The sequence below is a fragment of the Microcoleus sp. C2D2 genome (assembly GCF_036702495.1).
Taxonomy (GTDB): domain Bacteria; phylum Cyanobacteriota; class Cyanobacteriia; order Cyanobacteriales; family Microcoleaceae; genus Microcoleus.
Window position 1 is genome coordinate 12975 of the sequence record NZ_JAUBTO010000108.1, and the last position, 15819, is coordinate 28793.

Consider the following 15819-nt stretch of genomic DNA (forward strand, 5'->3'; position numbering starts at 1 on the left):
AATATTTGCTGTTGCGCTATTTTCGAGAACGTTTCATGATATCACACAATTTTATAAATTGCAAGCTTGTGTGGATCGACCTTTGCATAATTTTTACTCGCTAGTTTGGCAAGCCAGCCCGAAAAATCTGTTCGGCCGTTAATTTCAATTCTGGAAAAGTCAGCGACTCAACCCTCTCGCTTCCCCTAAACTGTTTGACCTGATACTCTCCATCTACTAATTGATAAACCGAAAGTGTTGGTTGTTTGGGATTACCGATAAACTTGCGGCCGCCCAAACCGAGATAGTCTACAATCCAGTATTCGGGAATGCCCATTTCTTCATAGTCGGAAGCTTTGAAAAAATAATCATCCCGCCAGTTCGTGCTGACTACCTCTACAGCCAGTCGCACCGAAGACCCGATCGTGATGACGGATTCTTTTTTATAGCGCGGTTCGTTTGCAAGTGCGGTTCTGTCTAGGACTATTACGTCTGGTTCGTAGCCTGATTCGTCACGGACGGGTTTAAGTAGACAGTCACCTGGAATTGAGTAGGGTAATTCACCACGGTCAATTTCAACTCCTAGTTTTAAGCTTATAAAGCCCGTAACATCTGAATGGTCGCCAGTTCCTTTGGGCATTTCAACAATAACTCCATTGTGTAGTTCGTACTTATGGACAGAGTTCTCTGGATACCAGGCAACGAACTCATCAAACGTGATTGTTTTGGATATGGTTTGGATCATGTTGTGGTTTCCTCTGTCTGGTGATTAGTATGCGGAAAGCTAGAAGATGACACAAGGCTTTTTGATATTTTATCAAAAAGACTTGACAAATTAGACTGTAGCTGATAAAGGAGTTTCAACGGTTCAGCGAAGACAAACTACTGATTTTCCTCAACAAGCGATTCTATTTCATTAATAAGCTTCTTGAGTTCCTTAATACGCTCGCGAAGTTGCCACTTCTCTTTTTCACTGGTGGCACAAGCAAGTTCGATCGTTAGCCGACGCAGCCGCTCATAAACCTTAGCCAGTCGCTTCTCTTCGCTAGTCAGTCGCTTCTCTTCGCTGAGAGAATTATGTATTAGCTGAGTCTGTCGTGCATAAAATTTAGTTAGTCGCTTTTCTTCGCTCCAAGCAACAAACGCAATTCCTCCAACTACACTTAACCCTACTGTCAAAGCTGGCGGATTTCCCCCTGTCAGCAACAGCATCCCCAACAAACCCGCACCAACTTGAGCCGTTTGCTTGACTAAAGACTTTAATCCAGCTTCAGCTTCTTCATAAAGACTAATTTGTTTGCGGTTGACTAAAGTCATAATCCAATATCTCCTAGGGATTATTTTTCAAATCTTTTAAATCTGCCCAAAACCGAGCAAGAATTCGACCTGCGAGAACTATCCACAACAGAAAATCAGAAGCTACAATAATGAAACAAGCATAACGGGATACACCCCAAGGACTTTCTTGCAGACAAATATCGAAACCTGAAAAATCTTTACCGATAATAATTTCACCGATTAAACCGGGAAGCTTTAAAATAATACCGATCGCGATCGCATCCTGAATTGACCCATAAACTGTTCTTCCAAGTTGACCCATTAACGCATATAACACCTGATCGACAAACTCCAAAACATTCATCACGACCTTTTTCGTGAATGTACCCGAGCGCGTATTTACCGGAGGAGATGGCTCTACAGGAGTTGGACTCGATGGGGGTGGTGTCGGTGTCGGTGTCGGAGGCGGTGGCGCAGTCATTAAGGCACCGTATAAATTTATATAAATCTCGCTCGCACTTTTTCACATTATATCAGAGCAGAAAGCCTAGCCTGGAAACACCAAAGACAAATCCAGGGACAAATCACACAAATTCAAAACTTGCAAGTGAATCTCCCTGTTGTTGTCATCTTCTACCTTACTGGTTCCACCATTGCATTGTACCTATCGAGCAATCCGTTTCCCATCGCTCGTGACTAAAGCTAGTGGGCTTTCCGATCGACCTTGTAAGGCCTTTTGCAACATACTGTCAAAAAAAGTATCGAGAGAAACTCCTGATGCTTTGGTCATATTTACAAGCACACTTTTTGGTGTAAAAGAACAGTACAGCCCCGCTTCTAAGAACCAAGGTTGTCCATCGGGGTCGATGCGAAAATCAAATAAACTGTAGTGACGACAGCCCAAAGCGATGTGGCATTTTCTGGCCTGATCCCAAACTCTCTCGGTAATCGGATCGCTGGTGTCAACTATCCACGACTTGGGACTAGGCTTAGAAGTCAAGCTCAAGTTGCCATCGTCCTTTGGGTTAAACTTCTCATCATAACTCCGAATCGGCAGGCGATCGCGATCGAGAACATACTCTTCCAGCGGCAAGCAGACTAGCTCGCCAGCTTCGACAATAATCCCACAGCGAACTTCTCTACCCACTTCAATGAATTTTTCTACTAGCACTTCCTCTGAATGAGTCAATGCTGTCTGCAAAGCCGCATCATAGTCAGCAGCATTTTTAACTAACGCAACTCCCAGAGAATTATCGGCATTCACTGGCTTGATCACCACCGGAAAATCAATCGAAGGTCGATCGCCCGCGCGGAGAACTTCTCCCTGTGGCACACTTACCCCAGCGGCCGCTACTACTGCCCTAGTCTTCGCCTTGTCAGCAGTCAGGGCCATCACCTCAGAGGTATTACCCAGGTAAGGAATATTCAGCAGCTCGAACAAGGCTCGGTATTGAGTCATGCCGGGGAGACAATACATCTGGGGCACCATCACGTCTATCTGGAGATCTGCCAGCACCTGTACTGCGTCCGCTAGAGAGATGGGATTAGCGGCCGCGATCGCACTCGGATCGAGAGAGGTGGGAAAATACCATTTGCCATCGGTAGAAACATAGGCAATATGACTTTCATAAAGTGCTGAAATAGCAGCATTTTTCAGACAATCTGCTGCATAAACCCGCGATATATAACAGTAGAAATCGCTAACTGCCGAGCCGACTAAATGCAAAACCCGTAATACTAACATACTCAATCTCCCCCTATTTACAGAATTATTCCACTATGAAAATAAATTTTAATCCACTCTTTCGGGTGACGCAAATTTTCCCATAACAACAAGGGAATTTGCCAATGATGCACCATCAAAAACGGTAGCGGATCGTCCCACTCGAAGATGGCATCTTTGCCTTGGGCGATAATTTTTAACCGCTCATAAACTAGCTTTGGCGACCACAAATGAGTCACCAATCGCCAAATTTCCTGGTAAATCCAGTAAGTCGGGCGACTAGATGCCAAAGGCTGCACTGTCTGCGGTAAAGGGTCGGGTTCCAAATAAGCTTTTGCCACATCGGGATGGTTGTAAAACATCGTGATGGCTGTATGGGTGCGCGGGTTGCATTCGATCGCGTAAATCTCTCCATCATCCGCCGCCTCCATGAAATCAAAGGAAACTTGTCCTGTCAGATTTAGACTCTTGGCCAACTGACGAATCCAATTTTCGATATCCGGGCGATCGACATTCTGGTAATTCAGCTGAAACGCCGATGATTTGCAGCAACAGTGCAACTGAAGATGACCGTTACGGACGGTACTGTGAGTGCAGTATTCTTGCCCTGGAATATACTCTTGCATAATCCAAGGTTTACTCTCGGAAATTGGTAATGAGTTGACAAAAGCGGCTGTTTCTGCTGGGGTCGCGCAGGGTAACTTAGTGAGATCAAACCTGTGGACACAATCGTAGGGAATACTTTTGATAATATATGGACGCTGTGCGTCACTAAAATCAAAATCGATTACTTGTTGGGGATTAGTAATGCGGTAGGACTTCGGAACTCGCAGCCCCAACGCTTCGGCGGCGGTGGCCAACTCATACTTATCATCCAAACGTTGCAGAGTTTCGACATCTATGTGCATTACCGTACAGTAGGGAGAAAGTACCTTTTTGGCTTTGGCATCGTAGTAACTGCCCTCTGGACTACTGACGGGAACGTAAACATTAACTCCCTCTTGTTGGACAATTTTTAAGAGTGCTTGAGGGTATTCCTCTGCCTGGAGATTTGGTACTGTGTAAAAGCGATCGACTGCCCAAGAGTATCGATTACCAATCAGCCTGTATTCGTGGGTTTCAACCAAAATTGCCCGATGACCGGCCTTATGGAACGATCTCGCTAGCTGTAATGCTTTGGTCATCTTGCCGCCGCCGATCAAAATCGTTTGGGGAGAGTCCGCGATCGTTCGAGACTGAAACGGTTTGAGGATGATGGATCTCAGGAGGGCGATCGCTGTTAAAGCGAGATTCAGGGGCAGTACCAATAGCAGCAAAATAAAGGTTGCTATGGTTTTGACTGATGTCTGGAAGCGCCTAGAAGCCTCGTTTGTTTCCTGTTCAGATGGCATCTCTGCAGTTGAAACGGTTTCGATCATAATTTTTTACTAAGTAAATACTCTAATTAGCGGCGGTTTTTGAATGATTAAACCGCTTTTGAAGCGAAGCAGGCGCAGAGTCCCCAGAACAGAGAGATGGATCGTGCCGATGAAGCGCGGATTTGATAAGCTGTCGCGCATTTAAATTGCATATTCGAGGCGGGCGGGACGCCCACCCCACAAGAGTTTTATTGTTTTTTGACATACAATTTAAATCCATAACAGCTTATTACGCACGGGTCGTTAAAAACCGGGTTTTTTGACCTCCGACTTCGTTACAGCCCGCCGAATATGGCAAAAAACCCGGTTTCTTTGGTTTTGACGCGTCAGTTTTATTCTACTAAACGCGCCTAATTAAAGTCAATCCATCTCTCAGCGGCAGTAACACTTGCTCTACGCGCGGACCGTCAACTAGAGCCTGGTTAAATTTGGCGATCGCTACCCCGTTAGGAGGCTTTCCAGAGCAGTTCTGATGTCAGATCAGGCTATCAATTGCTAGTCCGAGGCGGCTCATTAACCCTGATAAATCACAGTAAAAATCGCTAACTGCCGAGCCGACTAAATGCAAAACCCCTAATACTGACATACTCACTCTCCCCCTATTTCCACAAGTTCGCCAATATTAAAATCAATCCCAATCCACCCATTCGGCTTCTTTAAATCTGCCCATAACAACAAGGGAATGTGCCAATGATGCACCATCAAAAACGGCAGCGGATCGTCCCACTCGAAGATGGCATCTTTGCCTTTGGCGATTATTTGTAACCGCTCATAAACTTGTTTGGGCGACCACAAATGAGTCACCAATCGCCAAATTTCATGGTAAATCCAGTAAGCCGGGCGACTCGATGCCAAAGGCAGCACTGTCTGTGGTAAAGGGTCGGGTTCCAAATAAGCTTTTGCCACATCGGGATGGTTGTAAAAGACCGCGATGGCTGAATGGGTGCGCGGGTTGCATTCGAGCGCGTATATCTCTCCATCATCCGCCGCCTCCATGAAATCAAAGGAAACTTGTCCTGTCAGATTGAGACTCTTGGCAAAGTGACGAATCCAATTTTCGATATCCGGGCGATCGACATGCTCGTAATTTATCTGAAACGCCGACGATTTGCAACAACAATGCAACTGAAGATGACCGTCACGAATTGTACTGTGAGTGCAGTATTCTTGCCCCGCAATATACTCTTGCATAATCCAAGGTTTACTCTCGGAAATTGGTAAAGATTTCACAAACGCGGCCGTTTCCGCCTCAGTTGCGCAGGGTAACTTCGTCAGGTCTAACCTACGAATAGAATCGTAGGGAATACTTTTCATAATATATGGACGCTGTGCATCAGTAAAATCAAAATCGATTACTTGCTGCGGATTAGTAATGCGGTAGGACTTCGGAACTCGCAGCCCCAACGCTTTGGCGGCTGTTGCCATCTCATATTTATTATCCAAACGTTCCAGAGTTTCGACATCTAGCTGCATTACCGTACAGTGAGGAGAAAGTACGCTTTTGGCTTTGGCATCGTAGTAACTGCCGCCTGCACTAGTGACGGGAACGTAAACATCTACTTTCTCTTGTTGGACAATTTTTAAGAGTGCGTGAGGGTATTCCTCTGTCTGGGGATTTGGTACTGTGTAAAAGCGATCGACTGCCCAAGAGTAACGATGACCTGTCAGCCAGTATTTGTGGGTTTCAAACAAAATTACCCGATGACCGGCCTTATGGAACGATCTGGCTAGCTGTAATGCTTTGGTTCTCTTGCCGCCGCCGACCAAAATCGTTTGGGGAGAGTCTGCGATCGTTCGAGACTGAAACGGTTTGATGATGATGGATCTCAGTAGGGCGATCGCAGTTAAAGCGAGATTCAGGGGCAGTACCAATAGCAGCAAAATTAAGGTTGCTATGGTTTTGACTGTCTGGAAGCGGCTAGAAGCCGCGTTTGTTTCCTGTTCAGATGGCATCGCTGCCGTTGAAACGGTTTCGAGCATAATTTTTTACTAAGTAAATACTCTAATTAGCGGTGGTTTTTGAATGATTAAACCGCCTTTGAAGCTACGCAGGCGCAGAGTCCCCAGAAAAGAGAGATGAATCATGCCGATGAAGCGCGGATTTGATATTACGCACGGGTGGTTAAAAACCGGGTTTTTTGACGAGGGGACTTCGTTACAGCCCGCTGAATATGGCAAAAAACCCGGTTTTTTTGGTTTTGACGCCTAAGTTTTGTTCTACTAAACGCGCCTAATTAAGGTCAATCCATCTCTCAGCGGCAGTAACACTTGCTCTACGCGCGGATCGTCAACTAGAGCCTGGTTGAATTTGGCGATCGCTACCCCATTAGGAGTAGGAGTACCTGACAAGTAGGGCTGTCCCTGCATCAAAGTGTTATCGACGCAGATCAAGCCATTGGGAGCCAACAGTCCCGTAGTTAGGAGTAAATCGAGATAGTCTCTGTATCCAGCTTTATCGGCATCGATAAATACCAGATCGAACACTTCTCCATTAGCAGCCAATTCTTTCATGGTTTCTAGAGCCGGTGCCACCTTCACTGAGATTTTGTGACCGGCAGTAGATTCGTGAAAACACTTCTGGGCAAATTCAGCTACATAAGCATCTACTTCGCAGGCTACCACCACTCCATCCACCGGCAGTGCTTCCGCCATCGCTAGTGCTGAGTACCCGGTAAACATCCCTATTTCCAGTACGCGCTGTGCTTTGGTGAGATGGACGAGAAATTTCAGCATTTGGCCTTCGAGATGACCCGATAGCATTTCCTGTTCCAACTGCCGCACTGTCTCGCCGTCAGAGAATCGCTTACTCCAATCTTCTGATTGGGTGCGCTTCACTAACGCGGCTAAGGCAGGAGATTCCGGCGTGGTACAAAGATCCAGGTACGGATCGAGACCATTTGCCAATTCGTAGGCTTGTTGTAATTCTGCCTTGAAAGCTCGATCGAGATTATCGATTTTTTCTACTTGCTCGGCGAGACTTTCCAGTTTAGCCGCTAAAATCCCGACTGGGGTAACGGGTCTCATTGTCAAACCCCAGATGTGGAAAGATTTCCAGCTTTGCCTGACCCCACGTACATATCTTCCCCATCGCCGCGGCGCGGATACTCCTGACAGATTTCTCGATGAACCAGTAGGGCTTTATCCAACTCACCTCGAGTCAAATCATTCATGAAAAAGCATTCACCAATGGGGCGGGGGGCCGCAGCACGTTGAAGACCATCACGGGTACGACTGATCGATTTTGTCGCTTTCCACAGCAGTTCTGATGTGAGATAAGGGCTATCAATTGCTAGTCCGAGGCGGCTCATTAACCCTAAGATCCGATCGCGGTCGGCGATCGAAATGTAGCCCCGCAGTTGGGCAATAGTGGCGGAAAAAGCCATATCGATGGCGACAGAATGGCCGTGGAACATCGGAATTTCCGGCGTTAGTTCCAGCGTCGGACTCCAAGTGTGACCGTAGGCAATCACCCGATCCAAATCTAGCTCGTGTAGGTTCGGTACTTCTAATGCCAGCATCGACTCAATGCCCTTGTAAGTGAGCCGATGCGCCACTTCTTGAAGTTCCGGCGTGCCGTTTACATAACCAAAATGGGTCTGCAGCAATGCTTCGCCGTAGTTTTCTAACAACTCAAAGATTTCTGTGTTACCTACTACGGCAATCTTAATTAACTCTGCCATCCCGTTTCGCACTTGGTCGATCGGCAGAGTTTTCAGAAAAGAGAAGTCTAAAATTACTTTCTTCGACGCGTGGTAAGCACCGAGGCGGTTTTTCAGCTTACCGTGGTTCACAGCTACTTTGATCGCCACACTGGCATCAATTAAGCCAATTAGTGTCGTCGGTACCCGAATGTAGTTAGTCCGACGGCGATAAGACGAGCAGGCAAAACCAGCTACGTCTGTCGTCAATCCACCACCGACTACCAAAACAGGCTCCTTCCGCACGAGTCCGAAATCAACGAAGGCATCTATGATGCTTTCAAACGTTTTTAACGTCTTATCAGGTTCCTTGATATTAACTGGAAAGACTGTTAAATCTATCTGGTGATGCTTGAAATAATGATGCATCTGTGCACCGTACAGATCGTAGACTGTTTCATCTACAACCATTAAACAGCGACCAAATTGGCGATAACTATCCGCAATCTCTGGATTCTCAAGCTTGAAAGCACCATCTACGTATAGCAAGCTGAAATCTATTTTTTCGTAGCCTTCAATCTGAAAAGCTCGATCGGTAGCTGTAAATGTTGCTTGAATGTCACCCATAAGATTTTTGCACTTTCATGTTGATAAAAACGGTAAGTATCCGGGCGACCGTCAAAACTCTCAATCCTTTTGCTGGCAAACTTCCTCGGCATTAACTTGACAAATTTGTCATTTAATATTATCTTAACTATCCACCTAAAAATTTACTTCCAGAGCTGTTAAGAATAGGTTAAATACTGCTTGTATAGTATTTATACAGAATGCCTTGCTAGGAGCAAGTTGAGATCGCCTCAATACTTGCACGAAACTTAAGATAGCGGATTTATCATATTTATGCAACCTCATGCAAAAAAATTTCTATGGAATTGTTGAGGAATATCAGATCGTCGAGCAATTTAAGTAGCTCCACCTAATTAAACCGAAAAGGCTTTGTTCAGCATACTGTCCTCTGGCAGCCCTGGTTTCCAAACCTCTGGCGATCGCGATCGCCAAATCGTACTCATCGGCAAAAACGCGGACTCCCTAGCTCCGATCGCTCTCCATGTAACCATTCATCCTCAAGACGGTTGCTGAAGCGGACTATAAGGTGGTAAAAAGAAAATTACTTTTGCTGCTGAAGAAAGTTCCCACTGCTGTGGCGTTAGGAGTGAACAATGTACAGAAGCATTGTCTTGGACGATCGCCGTTAACTTACCAGCGTGTTCTAGCCGTAGTTGTGCCATAGTTGTGCTTGCCACTCCATAAGTTTTAAGTAGGTCTCAGTTGTCAAGGAACCTAACATCAAAGCATACTCAAAGCTGACTTGTTCCACACTCCCCAGATATTGATCCCTCGCCCTCGCCGTCGCATTTGCAACGTGGGGTTTTTGTTGCCAAGAGTAGTGCCTAAACATAACCTGTTGGGCAATGTCCGCAGCAACCGGATTCATCCAAATACTTCAGGTGAACCAAACCCAGCATATCCCACAATTGCAGCAGCTTGTTGGGAGTTGGCGCATCCCCTCATCAGTTGTGGTTTGCGGGTCGGTGGTGCTTTCGGCGAAAGCTTCCCGCAGCAGTTTTTTTAGGATTCGGCGGAGTTGCTGTGCACCTAAATCTATACCTCGTTCAACAGAAGAATCGCTGACTCAACTGACTGGCGCTATAACGTCGGGGTTCTTCTAGCCACTGCTTTCGGGCTTGCCAATCACTTTCTTGCCACCGGGGTTTTTTACCCCGCCCTGGTCCTTCCCACAATCCACCCAACCCGCCTTGTTGCGATCGCTCAATTGTAACAGAGCACCGTCTGTTGAACCTCACATCTTGTACCATTGTCAAGAACAGGCAAGATGCCTGTTCCACAATAAAATTAATCTCTTGTGGAACAGGCATCTTGCCTGTTCCTAAACAAGTAATTGAGAATGGTGCAATATCTCAGTTGAACCCCTTCTAAAATACTGAGCAATTTTGGAGCTATTCCAACCGTGAGCCCACTCGTGGGATCGATCTCGCTACGCCTCTAATCGGTTAAAAACTGCTTACTAGCTCAGAAATAATCTCTAAATTTATACCACTTCCTCTAGCACTTTTTTAAATTGAATTATATCATCAACTCAGCCTAGGCTGGAAATACCAAAGATAAATCTAGAGACCAATCGGTAAAACCCGGAATTACAACAGCCTCATTTTGCATAACAACTCGTTGCGATCGATAATTAAAATCCCCTTGTCTTTTTAGAGCGAGTTCGCTGTGCATTTCCCGTTGATTGTAGACAAAATAAAATATCCAATAATTAGAAATTCCCGCTTCAGCATAGAGAGATAGCTTAGTTCTCTGAGCGTACTTTAAAGTAGAATCAGAAACCTCAATTACTAATAAAATATCAGCCGGCTCCGGGTGAGAACATAAATAACGATCGGCTCGATTGCGGGCAATAACAACATCTGTGGTTGGCTATCATCCGTCAAAATAATCCGCTATTGTACGCGCACGCCAGCACGTCTTGCCAGTAAAATGATTAACTTCTCAACTAAAAGACTGTTGCAAACAGAGTGAAGCGTACTTTTAACAGCCTTGATGATAATTTCTGGGCCAATCAATTCTACTCGGTCATCAGGATCCACAAATCCCAGTTCTCCTAAAGGGTGATATTCTGCGAGCGAGAATCTTGTCGCAGTTACAGCAGTCATAGCTTTTCTTACCTACTTTATTTCTTAGTCCCCCTCTGCTCGGACGAAAGTTTGACTCTATGCAGCGATTTCAAGATCCGATTAATCACGATTAATGCCGAATTCATAAAGCCGAGTTCATAAAAGAAAATAACGAACCCGGATTTTATATTAGCTCATTTCCTGAGATGATACATCGGGGGCGATCGCCAGATTTGGTTCGCCCGAAAGCACTGGAGAAGCAGACGCAGTAGGTAATAGATCGTAAGAATTCCCGCCCAAACCCTTAACTTGGCGCATCAAAGTGCCCATTTCCAAAGCACTCATCGCATAATTCCAGCCCAAATTGCTTTTAATTCCAGCCCTTTCCAAAGCTTGCTGCATCGTGTCAGTCGTCACCACCCCAAAAATCACCGGCACCCCTGTTTGAAAAGCAGCCGCAGCAATTCCCTTAGCAACCTCACCAGCCACAAAATCGAAATGAGGAGTTTGGCCCCGAATTACTGCACCCAGACAAATTACCGCATCGTAGCGGTGAGAAAGAGCAGCTTGGCGGGCCACCAAAGGAATCTCAAAACATCCGGGAACCCAAAAAAAGTCCACCTGAGAGCCATGAGGATTAATATCAACCCCGTGCCGTTTCAAACAATCTTGACATCCCTCCAAAAGTTTGTTGACTATTAAATCGTTAAAACGACCGATAACAATAGCAAATCGCAAAGATTCTGTGTGAGTAAAAGTTCCCTCGAAAACAGTCATAGTGTTCTAGTTTAGATTTTAGATTTTAGGTTTTAGAGTTTTGTTTGTGAGAAGGCAAAAGTCAGAAAGCTGCAGCATCTCATCTGAATCTCAAGTGCAAAAACATACAGGGTCGCGCGGTAAGTAAAATTCCTAGCTTCTGCCGAATGCCGAATGCCTTTCAATCGCTGGCGAATGCCTTCATCCTTCTATCTTTTACCTTCTTTATTCGATAGCGTTGGGTGAAGTTAAACGACTAAAAAGTTCAATACACCCACGGCAATAACCAGCAAAAACCAGAGACCAGACCCGGCATATATCAGCGTTTTAGACTGATTCCAGTTTTGGGGAGAGGCATAAGCAACCGGGACGCCAACGACCATCACAAAAGACAGCAGTACCAGAGCCAGTAAAACCACTTGAAACAGAATTGATAACATCTTTTCTCCTTTCGATATAACCGTGCGTTGATCAGAAATAGCTTCCCAGAACCGGAAAAAATCTTCCAAATTCTAGTTTTTGACAGTTTCCCGATAGTCGATCGAGAGATTGTCGGTTGATTGATAGGAAAGAACCCGTGCAAATTCGGGCGTTGCGCGAACAGGCGTCAGCGACTTTTGAGATTTTTATCAATTTTATCATTGTTGGCTACTGCACAGAAAACTGGATTCGATACTGGCTGAAGGTTAAGTTACAGTGCGATCGTCCGGTGTCAGAGGCCGAGAAATTGCTACTCTGTGAGTTAGAGATGGGGGATGTTCGACTATGGACTTAGTTTTGTGCCACACAACAGCAGATTTTGACGCCTTGGGAGCAGCGGTGGGACTTTGCGTCCTGCGCCCCGGTAGCAGGATCGTACTGACAGGCGGGTGTCACCCGACGGTGCGGGATTTTTTAGCGCTACACCGCGACGAGTACCCGCTGATTGAACGCCGATCGGTCAATCCGCAACAAATTCGCTCAATTAGTATAGTTGATGCCTCCCAGCGCGATCGCTTGGGAAAAGCCGCCGAGTGGCTGGATTTGCCGCAGGTGAGCGAAATAGCTGTTTTCGACCACCACCTAGAGGCCCATTCAGACATCCGCGCTACTGTTACGCAGATCGAAGCAGTCGGATCCAGCACGACACTAATTGTCGAAAAGCTGCGCGAAAAGCTCAAAAATCAACCAGAAAACAGCGACACACCATTGCGCCTGCTGCCTTCGGAAGCAACAGTAATGGCCCTCGGCATCCACGTCGATACAGGTTCCCTCACCTTTGAGGGCGCAACTGCGCGAGATGCGACTGCTTTGGCGTGGTTGATGGAACAGGGAGCGAGTTTGCGGGTAATCGCTGAATATGTAGAACCCGGTTTGTCTCCTCAATTGCAAGATTTGCTGAGAGAAGCGCTCAATAATTTGCGATCGGAAACTTTGCACGGTTACAGCGTAGCTTGGGTGCTGCTATCTACTGAAGCCTACGTTCCGGGACTTTCTTCGCTGGCTTCTCGCTTGCTCGATTTAACGGAAACCGATGCTCTGCTTTTAGGCAATGTTTATAAATTTAGCGAAAAGGACAACAACCCCAACATCGAGCCCGAATCGCCAGTTTCCAATCGATTAACTATTATCGGTCGATCGCGCATCGAAGGAACAAACCTCAGCGAATTGTTCAAACCCTTCGGCGGCGGAGGCCACGCCCGCGCCGCTTCCCTCGCCACCCGCGATGTTGACCCCCTGCTGACTTTAAATCAGTTAGCTGACGAACTCAAAACTCAAATTCCCCACCCTCCCACAGCCCGCGAATTAATGTCGTCTCCAGTGCGGAGTATTCGCCCGGAAACATCGGTGGGGGAAGCTCATCGCATACTCCTACGTTACGGACATTCCGGGCTTTGTGTGGTGGATGCGGGCGATCGACTCGCCGGCATTATCTCGCGCCGCGACATTGACATTGCTCTGCACCACGGTTTCAGTCACGCCCCCGTCAAGGGTTACATGACTCCGCAGCTAAAAAAGATCGCCCCAGATACCTTGCTGCCGGAAATTGAATCTTTAATGGTGATGTATGATATCGGGCGCTTGCCGGTATTGGAAAACGGTCAACTGGTAGGAATTGTGACTCGCACTGACGTGTTGCGGGAATTGCACCAGCAAAAAGCGCGAGACAGGGAAAGTAATGCAGAATTTTCTTATTGTCCCGTACCCGAATCGGTTGAGCAGTTGTTGCGATCGCGCATAAGTGCCGAATTGTGGCAATTATTGTCGATCGCGGCCAATATTGCCGCCGAGCGCGGCTGGCAACTTTATATTGTCGGTGGAGCAGTCCGGGATTTACTATTGACGACCGATCATACACTGGCGCTAACAGATATTGATTTGGTTGTGGATGGAAAGTGCGGTTCCGACGATTCCGGTGCTGGTGTCGAGTTAGCTTCATCGCTGCAAAAACTATACCCCGACTCGCGTTTGGACGTTCACGGTCAATTTCAAACCGCCGCGCTTTTGTGGCACAAAGACTCTGCTTTCGGCTCGCTGTGGGTGGATATCGCTACGGCTCGCACTGAATTTTACCCTTATCCGGCTGCAAATCCTGAAGTTGAAGCGAGTTCAATCCGCCAAGATTTGTACCGCAGGGATTTTACAATTAATGCGCTGGCTGTGCGGTTGGGTTTTCCTCGCAGTGGCGCATTGTTAGATTTTTTTGGCGGTTTGCTCGACTTGCAAGCGCGGCAAATTCGAGTTTTGCACGCCAACAGTTTTATCGAAGATCCGACGCGAATTTATCGCGCTGTGCGGTTTGCTGTGCGGTTGGGATTTGAAATTGAGCCGCAGACGGAAGGATACATCCGCCACGCTTTGGCCAGCGGGATTTATTACCGAATTCAGGGGGAAAACGGCCGAGCTCCGGCTTTGGAAACTCGCCTGAAAAGCGAATTGAAATACATTTTGCAAGCCCCCTACTGGAAAGTAGCTTTGCAAATGCTAGGAGATTTGCAGGCTTTGCGCTGCATTCATCCTACTTTGGAGTTGGATCGGGAATTGTGGCGGCAACTGCGTTTGCTCGATCGGTGTTTGAATGGAATCCCAAGGAAGAAGGAAGAAGGAAGAAGGAAGAAGGAAGAAGGAAGAAGGAAGAAGGAAGAAGGAAGAAGGAAGAAGGAAGAAGCGAGAAGGAAGAAGCAATTCCCAATTCCCAATTCCCAATTATCAATATTCCCGATTGGCAGATGCGACTGGAACTTTTGATAGCTTATTTAGCACCGGAATATCGCGGCAAGGTGGCTGCAAATCTTCAGTTACCCGCTGACAGCATTAAGCGGTTGGAAGTGTTGGAAGCTGGAAAGAACCAGTTAGCAGAGGGTTTGCCTAAGTGCGAGTTGCCGAGTCAATTGGTGCTGCTGTTGAGGAATTATGAATTGCCGGTGTTAATTGCGATCGCCCTGCAAAGTCCGCTTCGTGCACGCCGCCAAATTTGGGAATATCTCACCAGGTGGGCAAATGTTGAGCCGCCTTTAAATGGCAACGATTTGAAGGCTTTGGGTTATAAGCCCGGGCCTGGGTTTAAACGAATGTTGGATGATTTGTTGGCGGCGAGGTTGGATGGCGATTTGGGCGATCGGGCTGCTGCTATCTCTTTCTTAGCACAACGTTATCCTCAAGCTTAGTAAGGTGGGTCAGCAGCGCGTTATTTTTTCTATAATTGATAGGCTAATTGCTGACGCACTCTACTAAATTTAGTCTTGGACGCATGGGAGTCCAGAAACCGGTTTTTTTTACGAAAAGACGCGTTGCAACCCGTAGATTAGGTAAAAAACCCGGTTTCTTTGTCGGAGTGCGTCCTGGACTGTAAATTTTTACTTTTCAGTTCAAAACAGCCTAACAAGCCGATCGCACATTAATGATATTTCGATAATTAAGGTGAAAAAACAGCGCGCTCCTGGTTTAATCGCAATTGTCCTTTACAAAAGTTTTGTTGCTTCCCTCTTGACAGTAACTTCTATCGCTTTGTTTTTTGCACTGAAGAATCATCAAGTCTTAGAGAAATTGGCCGCATCTTATTGGTTAGAAAGCCCAGGGAAATTTCTAGAATTTTTATTATTAGATAAAGTTATAATTATCAAGCCTAAAACTTTAGTATTTGCGGACTGGCTGCCGGACATGATGTAGTTTTAACTGCCGTTGAACCAGTGGGTTTATGGTACTAACAAGGCTGGGAAACAATTTTAGTTTTATTGCTAGTCGGCATCAGTATTCCGCCTGAAATCTATGAGTTAGGACTGAAAAATAAATAACTTGATGGATTGTCGGATATAATCAAAAACAGCGCCCTGATTGCTATTTTCTCTAAA

20 protein-coding genes are annotated in these 15819 nt (G+C 46.3%); 4 read left to right on the top strand and 16 right to left on the bottom strand.

Annotation, left to right across the window (positions count from 1 at the left end):
- Nucleotides 1-100: 100 nt before the first annotated feature.
- From QUB61_RS27390 to QUB61_RS27440, 11 genes are all read right to left on the bottom strand, one after another.
- Nucleotides 101-724 carry a Uma2 family endonuclease gene (locus tag QUB61_RS27390; RefSeq protein ID WP_333132045.1) on the bottom strand — a complete coding sequence of 208 codons (624 nt, stop codon included), beginning with the start codon at nucleotides 722-724 and terminating at the stop codon, nucleotides 101-103.
- A gap of 137 nt (nucleotides 725-861) precedes the next feature.
- Entirely contained in the window at nucleotides 862-1296 is a 435-nt protein-coding gene (locus QUB61_RS27395) for a hypothetical protein (RefSeq protein ID WP_333132047.1), read from the bottom strand.
- 13 nt (nucleotides 1297-1309) lie between these two features.
- Entirely contained in the window at nucleotides 1310-1738 is a 429-nt protein-coding gene (locus QUB61_RS27400; RefSeq protein ID WP_333132049.1) for a hypothetical protein, read from the bottom strand.
- Between the two features lie 183 nt (nucleotides 1739-1921).
- Nucleotides 1922-3001 carry an ATP-binding protein gene (locus QUB61_RS27405; RefSeq protein WP_333132051.1) on the bottom strand — a complete coding sequence of 360 codons (1080 nt, stop codon included), beginning with the start codon at nucleotides 2999-3001 and terminating at the stop codon, nucleotides 1922-1924.
- 17 nt (nucleotides 3002-3018) lie between these two features.
- Nucleotides 3019-4398 (bottom strand): ATP-grasp domain-containing protein, encoded by a 1380-nt coding sequence (locus QUB61_RS27410; RefSeq protein ID WP_333132053.1) that lies wholly within the window; start codon nucleotides 4396-4398, stop codon nucleotides 3019-3021.
- A gap of 340 nt (nucleotides 4399-4738) precedes the next feature.
- Entirely contained in the window at nucleotides 4739-4834 is a 96-nt protein-coding gene (locus tag QUB61_RS27415; protein ID WP_333132082.1) for a hypothetical protein, read from the bottom strand.
- 152 nt (nucleotides 4835-4986) lie between these two features.
- Nucleotides 4987-6378 (bottom strand): ATP-grasp domain-containing protein, encoded by a 1392-nt coding sequence (locus tag QUB61_RS27420; RefSeq protein ID WP_333132055.1) that lies wholly within the window; start codon nucleotides 6376-6378, stop codon nucleotides 4987-4989.
- 240 nt (nucleotides 6379-6618) lie between these two features.
- Nucleotides 6619-7422, bottom strand: coding sequence for a class I SAM-dependent methyltransferase (locus QUB61_RS27425; protein WP_333132058.1), 804 nt, complete (start codon nucleotides 7420-7422; stop codon nucleotides 6619-6621).
- Between the two features lie 2 nt (nucleotides 7423-7424).
- Entirely contained in the window at nucleotides 7425-8663 is a 1239-nt protein-coding gene (locus QUB61_RS27430; RefSeq protein ID WP_333132060.1) for a sedoheptulose 7-phosphate cyclase, read from the bottom strand.
- A 353-nt stretch (nucleotides 8664-9016) separates the two neighbouring features.
- Nucleotides 9017-9154 carry a hypothetical protein gene (locus QUB61_RS27435; RefSeq protein ID WP_333132062.1) on the bottom strand — a complete coding sequence of 46 codons (138 nt, stop codon included), beginning with the start codon at nucleotides 9152-9154 and terminating at the stop codon, nucleotides 9017-9019.
- A 6-nt stretch (nucleotides 9155-9160) separates the two neighbouring features.
- Nucleotides 9161-9340, bottom strand: a complete 180-nt coding sequence (locus tag QUB61_RS27440) for a hypothetical protein (RefSeq protein ID WP_333132064.1) — start codon at nucleotides 9338-9340, stop codon at nucleotides 9161-9163.
- A 143-nt stretch (nucleotides 9341-9483) separates the two neighbouring features.
- On the opposite strand from QUB61_RS27440, the gene QUB61_RS27445 reads away from it, so the two are divergent.
- Nucleotides 9484-9669, top strand: a complete 186-nt coding sequence (locus QUB61_RS27445) for a hypothetical protein (protein ID WP_333132066.1) — start codon at nucleotides 9484-9486, stop codon at nucleotides 9667-9669.
- 40 nt (nucleotides 9670-9709) lie between these two features.
- On the opposite strand, the gene QUB61_RS27450 is transcribed toward QUB61_RS27445, so the two are convergent.
- From QUB61_RS27450 to psbZ, 5 genes are all read right to left on the bottom strand, one after another.
- Entirely contained in the window at nucleotides 9710-9973 is a 264-nt protein-coding gene (locus QUB61_RS27450; protein ID WP_333132068.1) for a helix-turn-helix domain-containing protein, read from the bottom strand.
- Between the two features lie 226 nt (nucleotides 9974-10199).
- Nucleotides 10200-10517, bottom strand: coding sequence for a Uma2 family endonuclease (locus tag QUB61_RS27455; protein WP_333132084.1), 318 nt, complete (start codon nucleotides 10515-10517; stop codon nucleotides 10200-10202).
- 41 nt (nucleotides 10518-10558) lie between these two features.
- The gene (locus QUB61_RS27460; protein WP_333132070.1) at nucleotides 10559-10771 is read right to left on the bottom strand and encodes a hypothetical protein; all 213 of its coding nucleotides are present in this window, start codon (nucleotides 10769-10771) and stop codon (nucleotides 10559-10561) included.
- Nucleotides 10772-10921: 150 nt separating this feature from the next.
- Complete coding sequence (ribH, locus tag QUB61_RS27465; protein WP_333132072.1) at nucleotides 10922-11509, bottom strand: 6,7-dimethyl-8-ribityllumazine synthase; 588 nt, start codon at nucleotides 11507-11509, stop codon at nucleotides 10922-10924.
- 227 nt (nucleotides 11510-11736) lie between these two features.
- Entirely contained in the window at nucleotides 11737-11928 is a 192-nt protein-coding gene (gene psbZ, locus QUB61_RS27470; RefSeq protein WP_333132086.1) for a photosystem II reaction center protein PsbZ, read from the bottom strand.
- Between the two features lie 116 nt (nucleotides 11929-12044).
- Here psbZ and QUB61_RS27475 point away from each other — a divergent pair, with 116 nt between their 5' ends.
- From QUB61_RS27475 to QUB61_RS27485, 3 genes are all read left to right on the top strand, one after another.
- Nucleotides 12045-12263: a hypothetical protein gene (locus tag QUB61_RS27475; RefSeq protein ID WP_333132074.1), complete on the top strand. Its 219-nt coding sequence runs from the start codon at nucleotides 12045-12047 to the stop codon at nucleotides 12261-12263.
- Nucleotides 12254-14716, top strand: coding sequence for a CBS domain-containing protein (locus QUB61_RS27480; RefSeq protein WP_333132076.1), 2463 nt, complete (start codon nucleotides 12254-12256; stop codon nucleotides 14714-14716). Before QUB61_RS27475 ends, QUB61_RS27480 begins: the two co-directional genes overlap by 10 nt.
- Before the next feature lie 672 nt (nucleotides 14717-15388).
- Complete coding sequence (locus tag QUB61_RS27485) at nucleotides 15389-15637, top strand: DUF2127 domain-containing protein (RefSeq protein WP_333132078.1); 249 nt, start codon at nucleotides 15389-15391, stop codon at nucleotides 15635-15637.
- The last annotated feature ends 182 nt before the right edge of the window (nucleotides 15638-15819 follow it).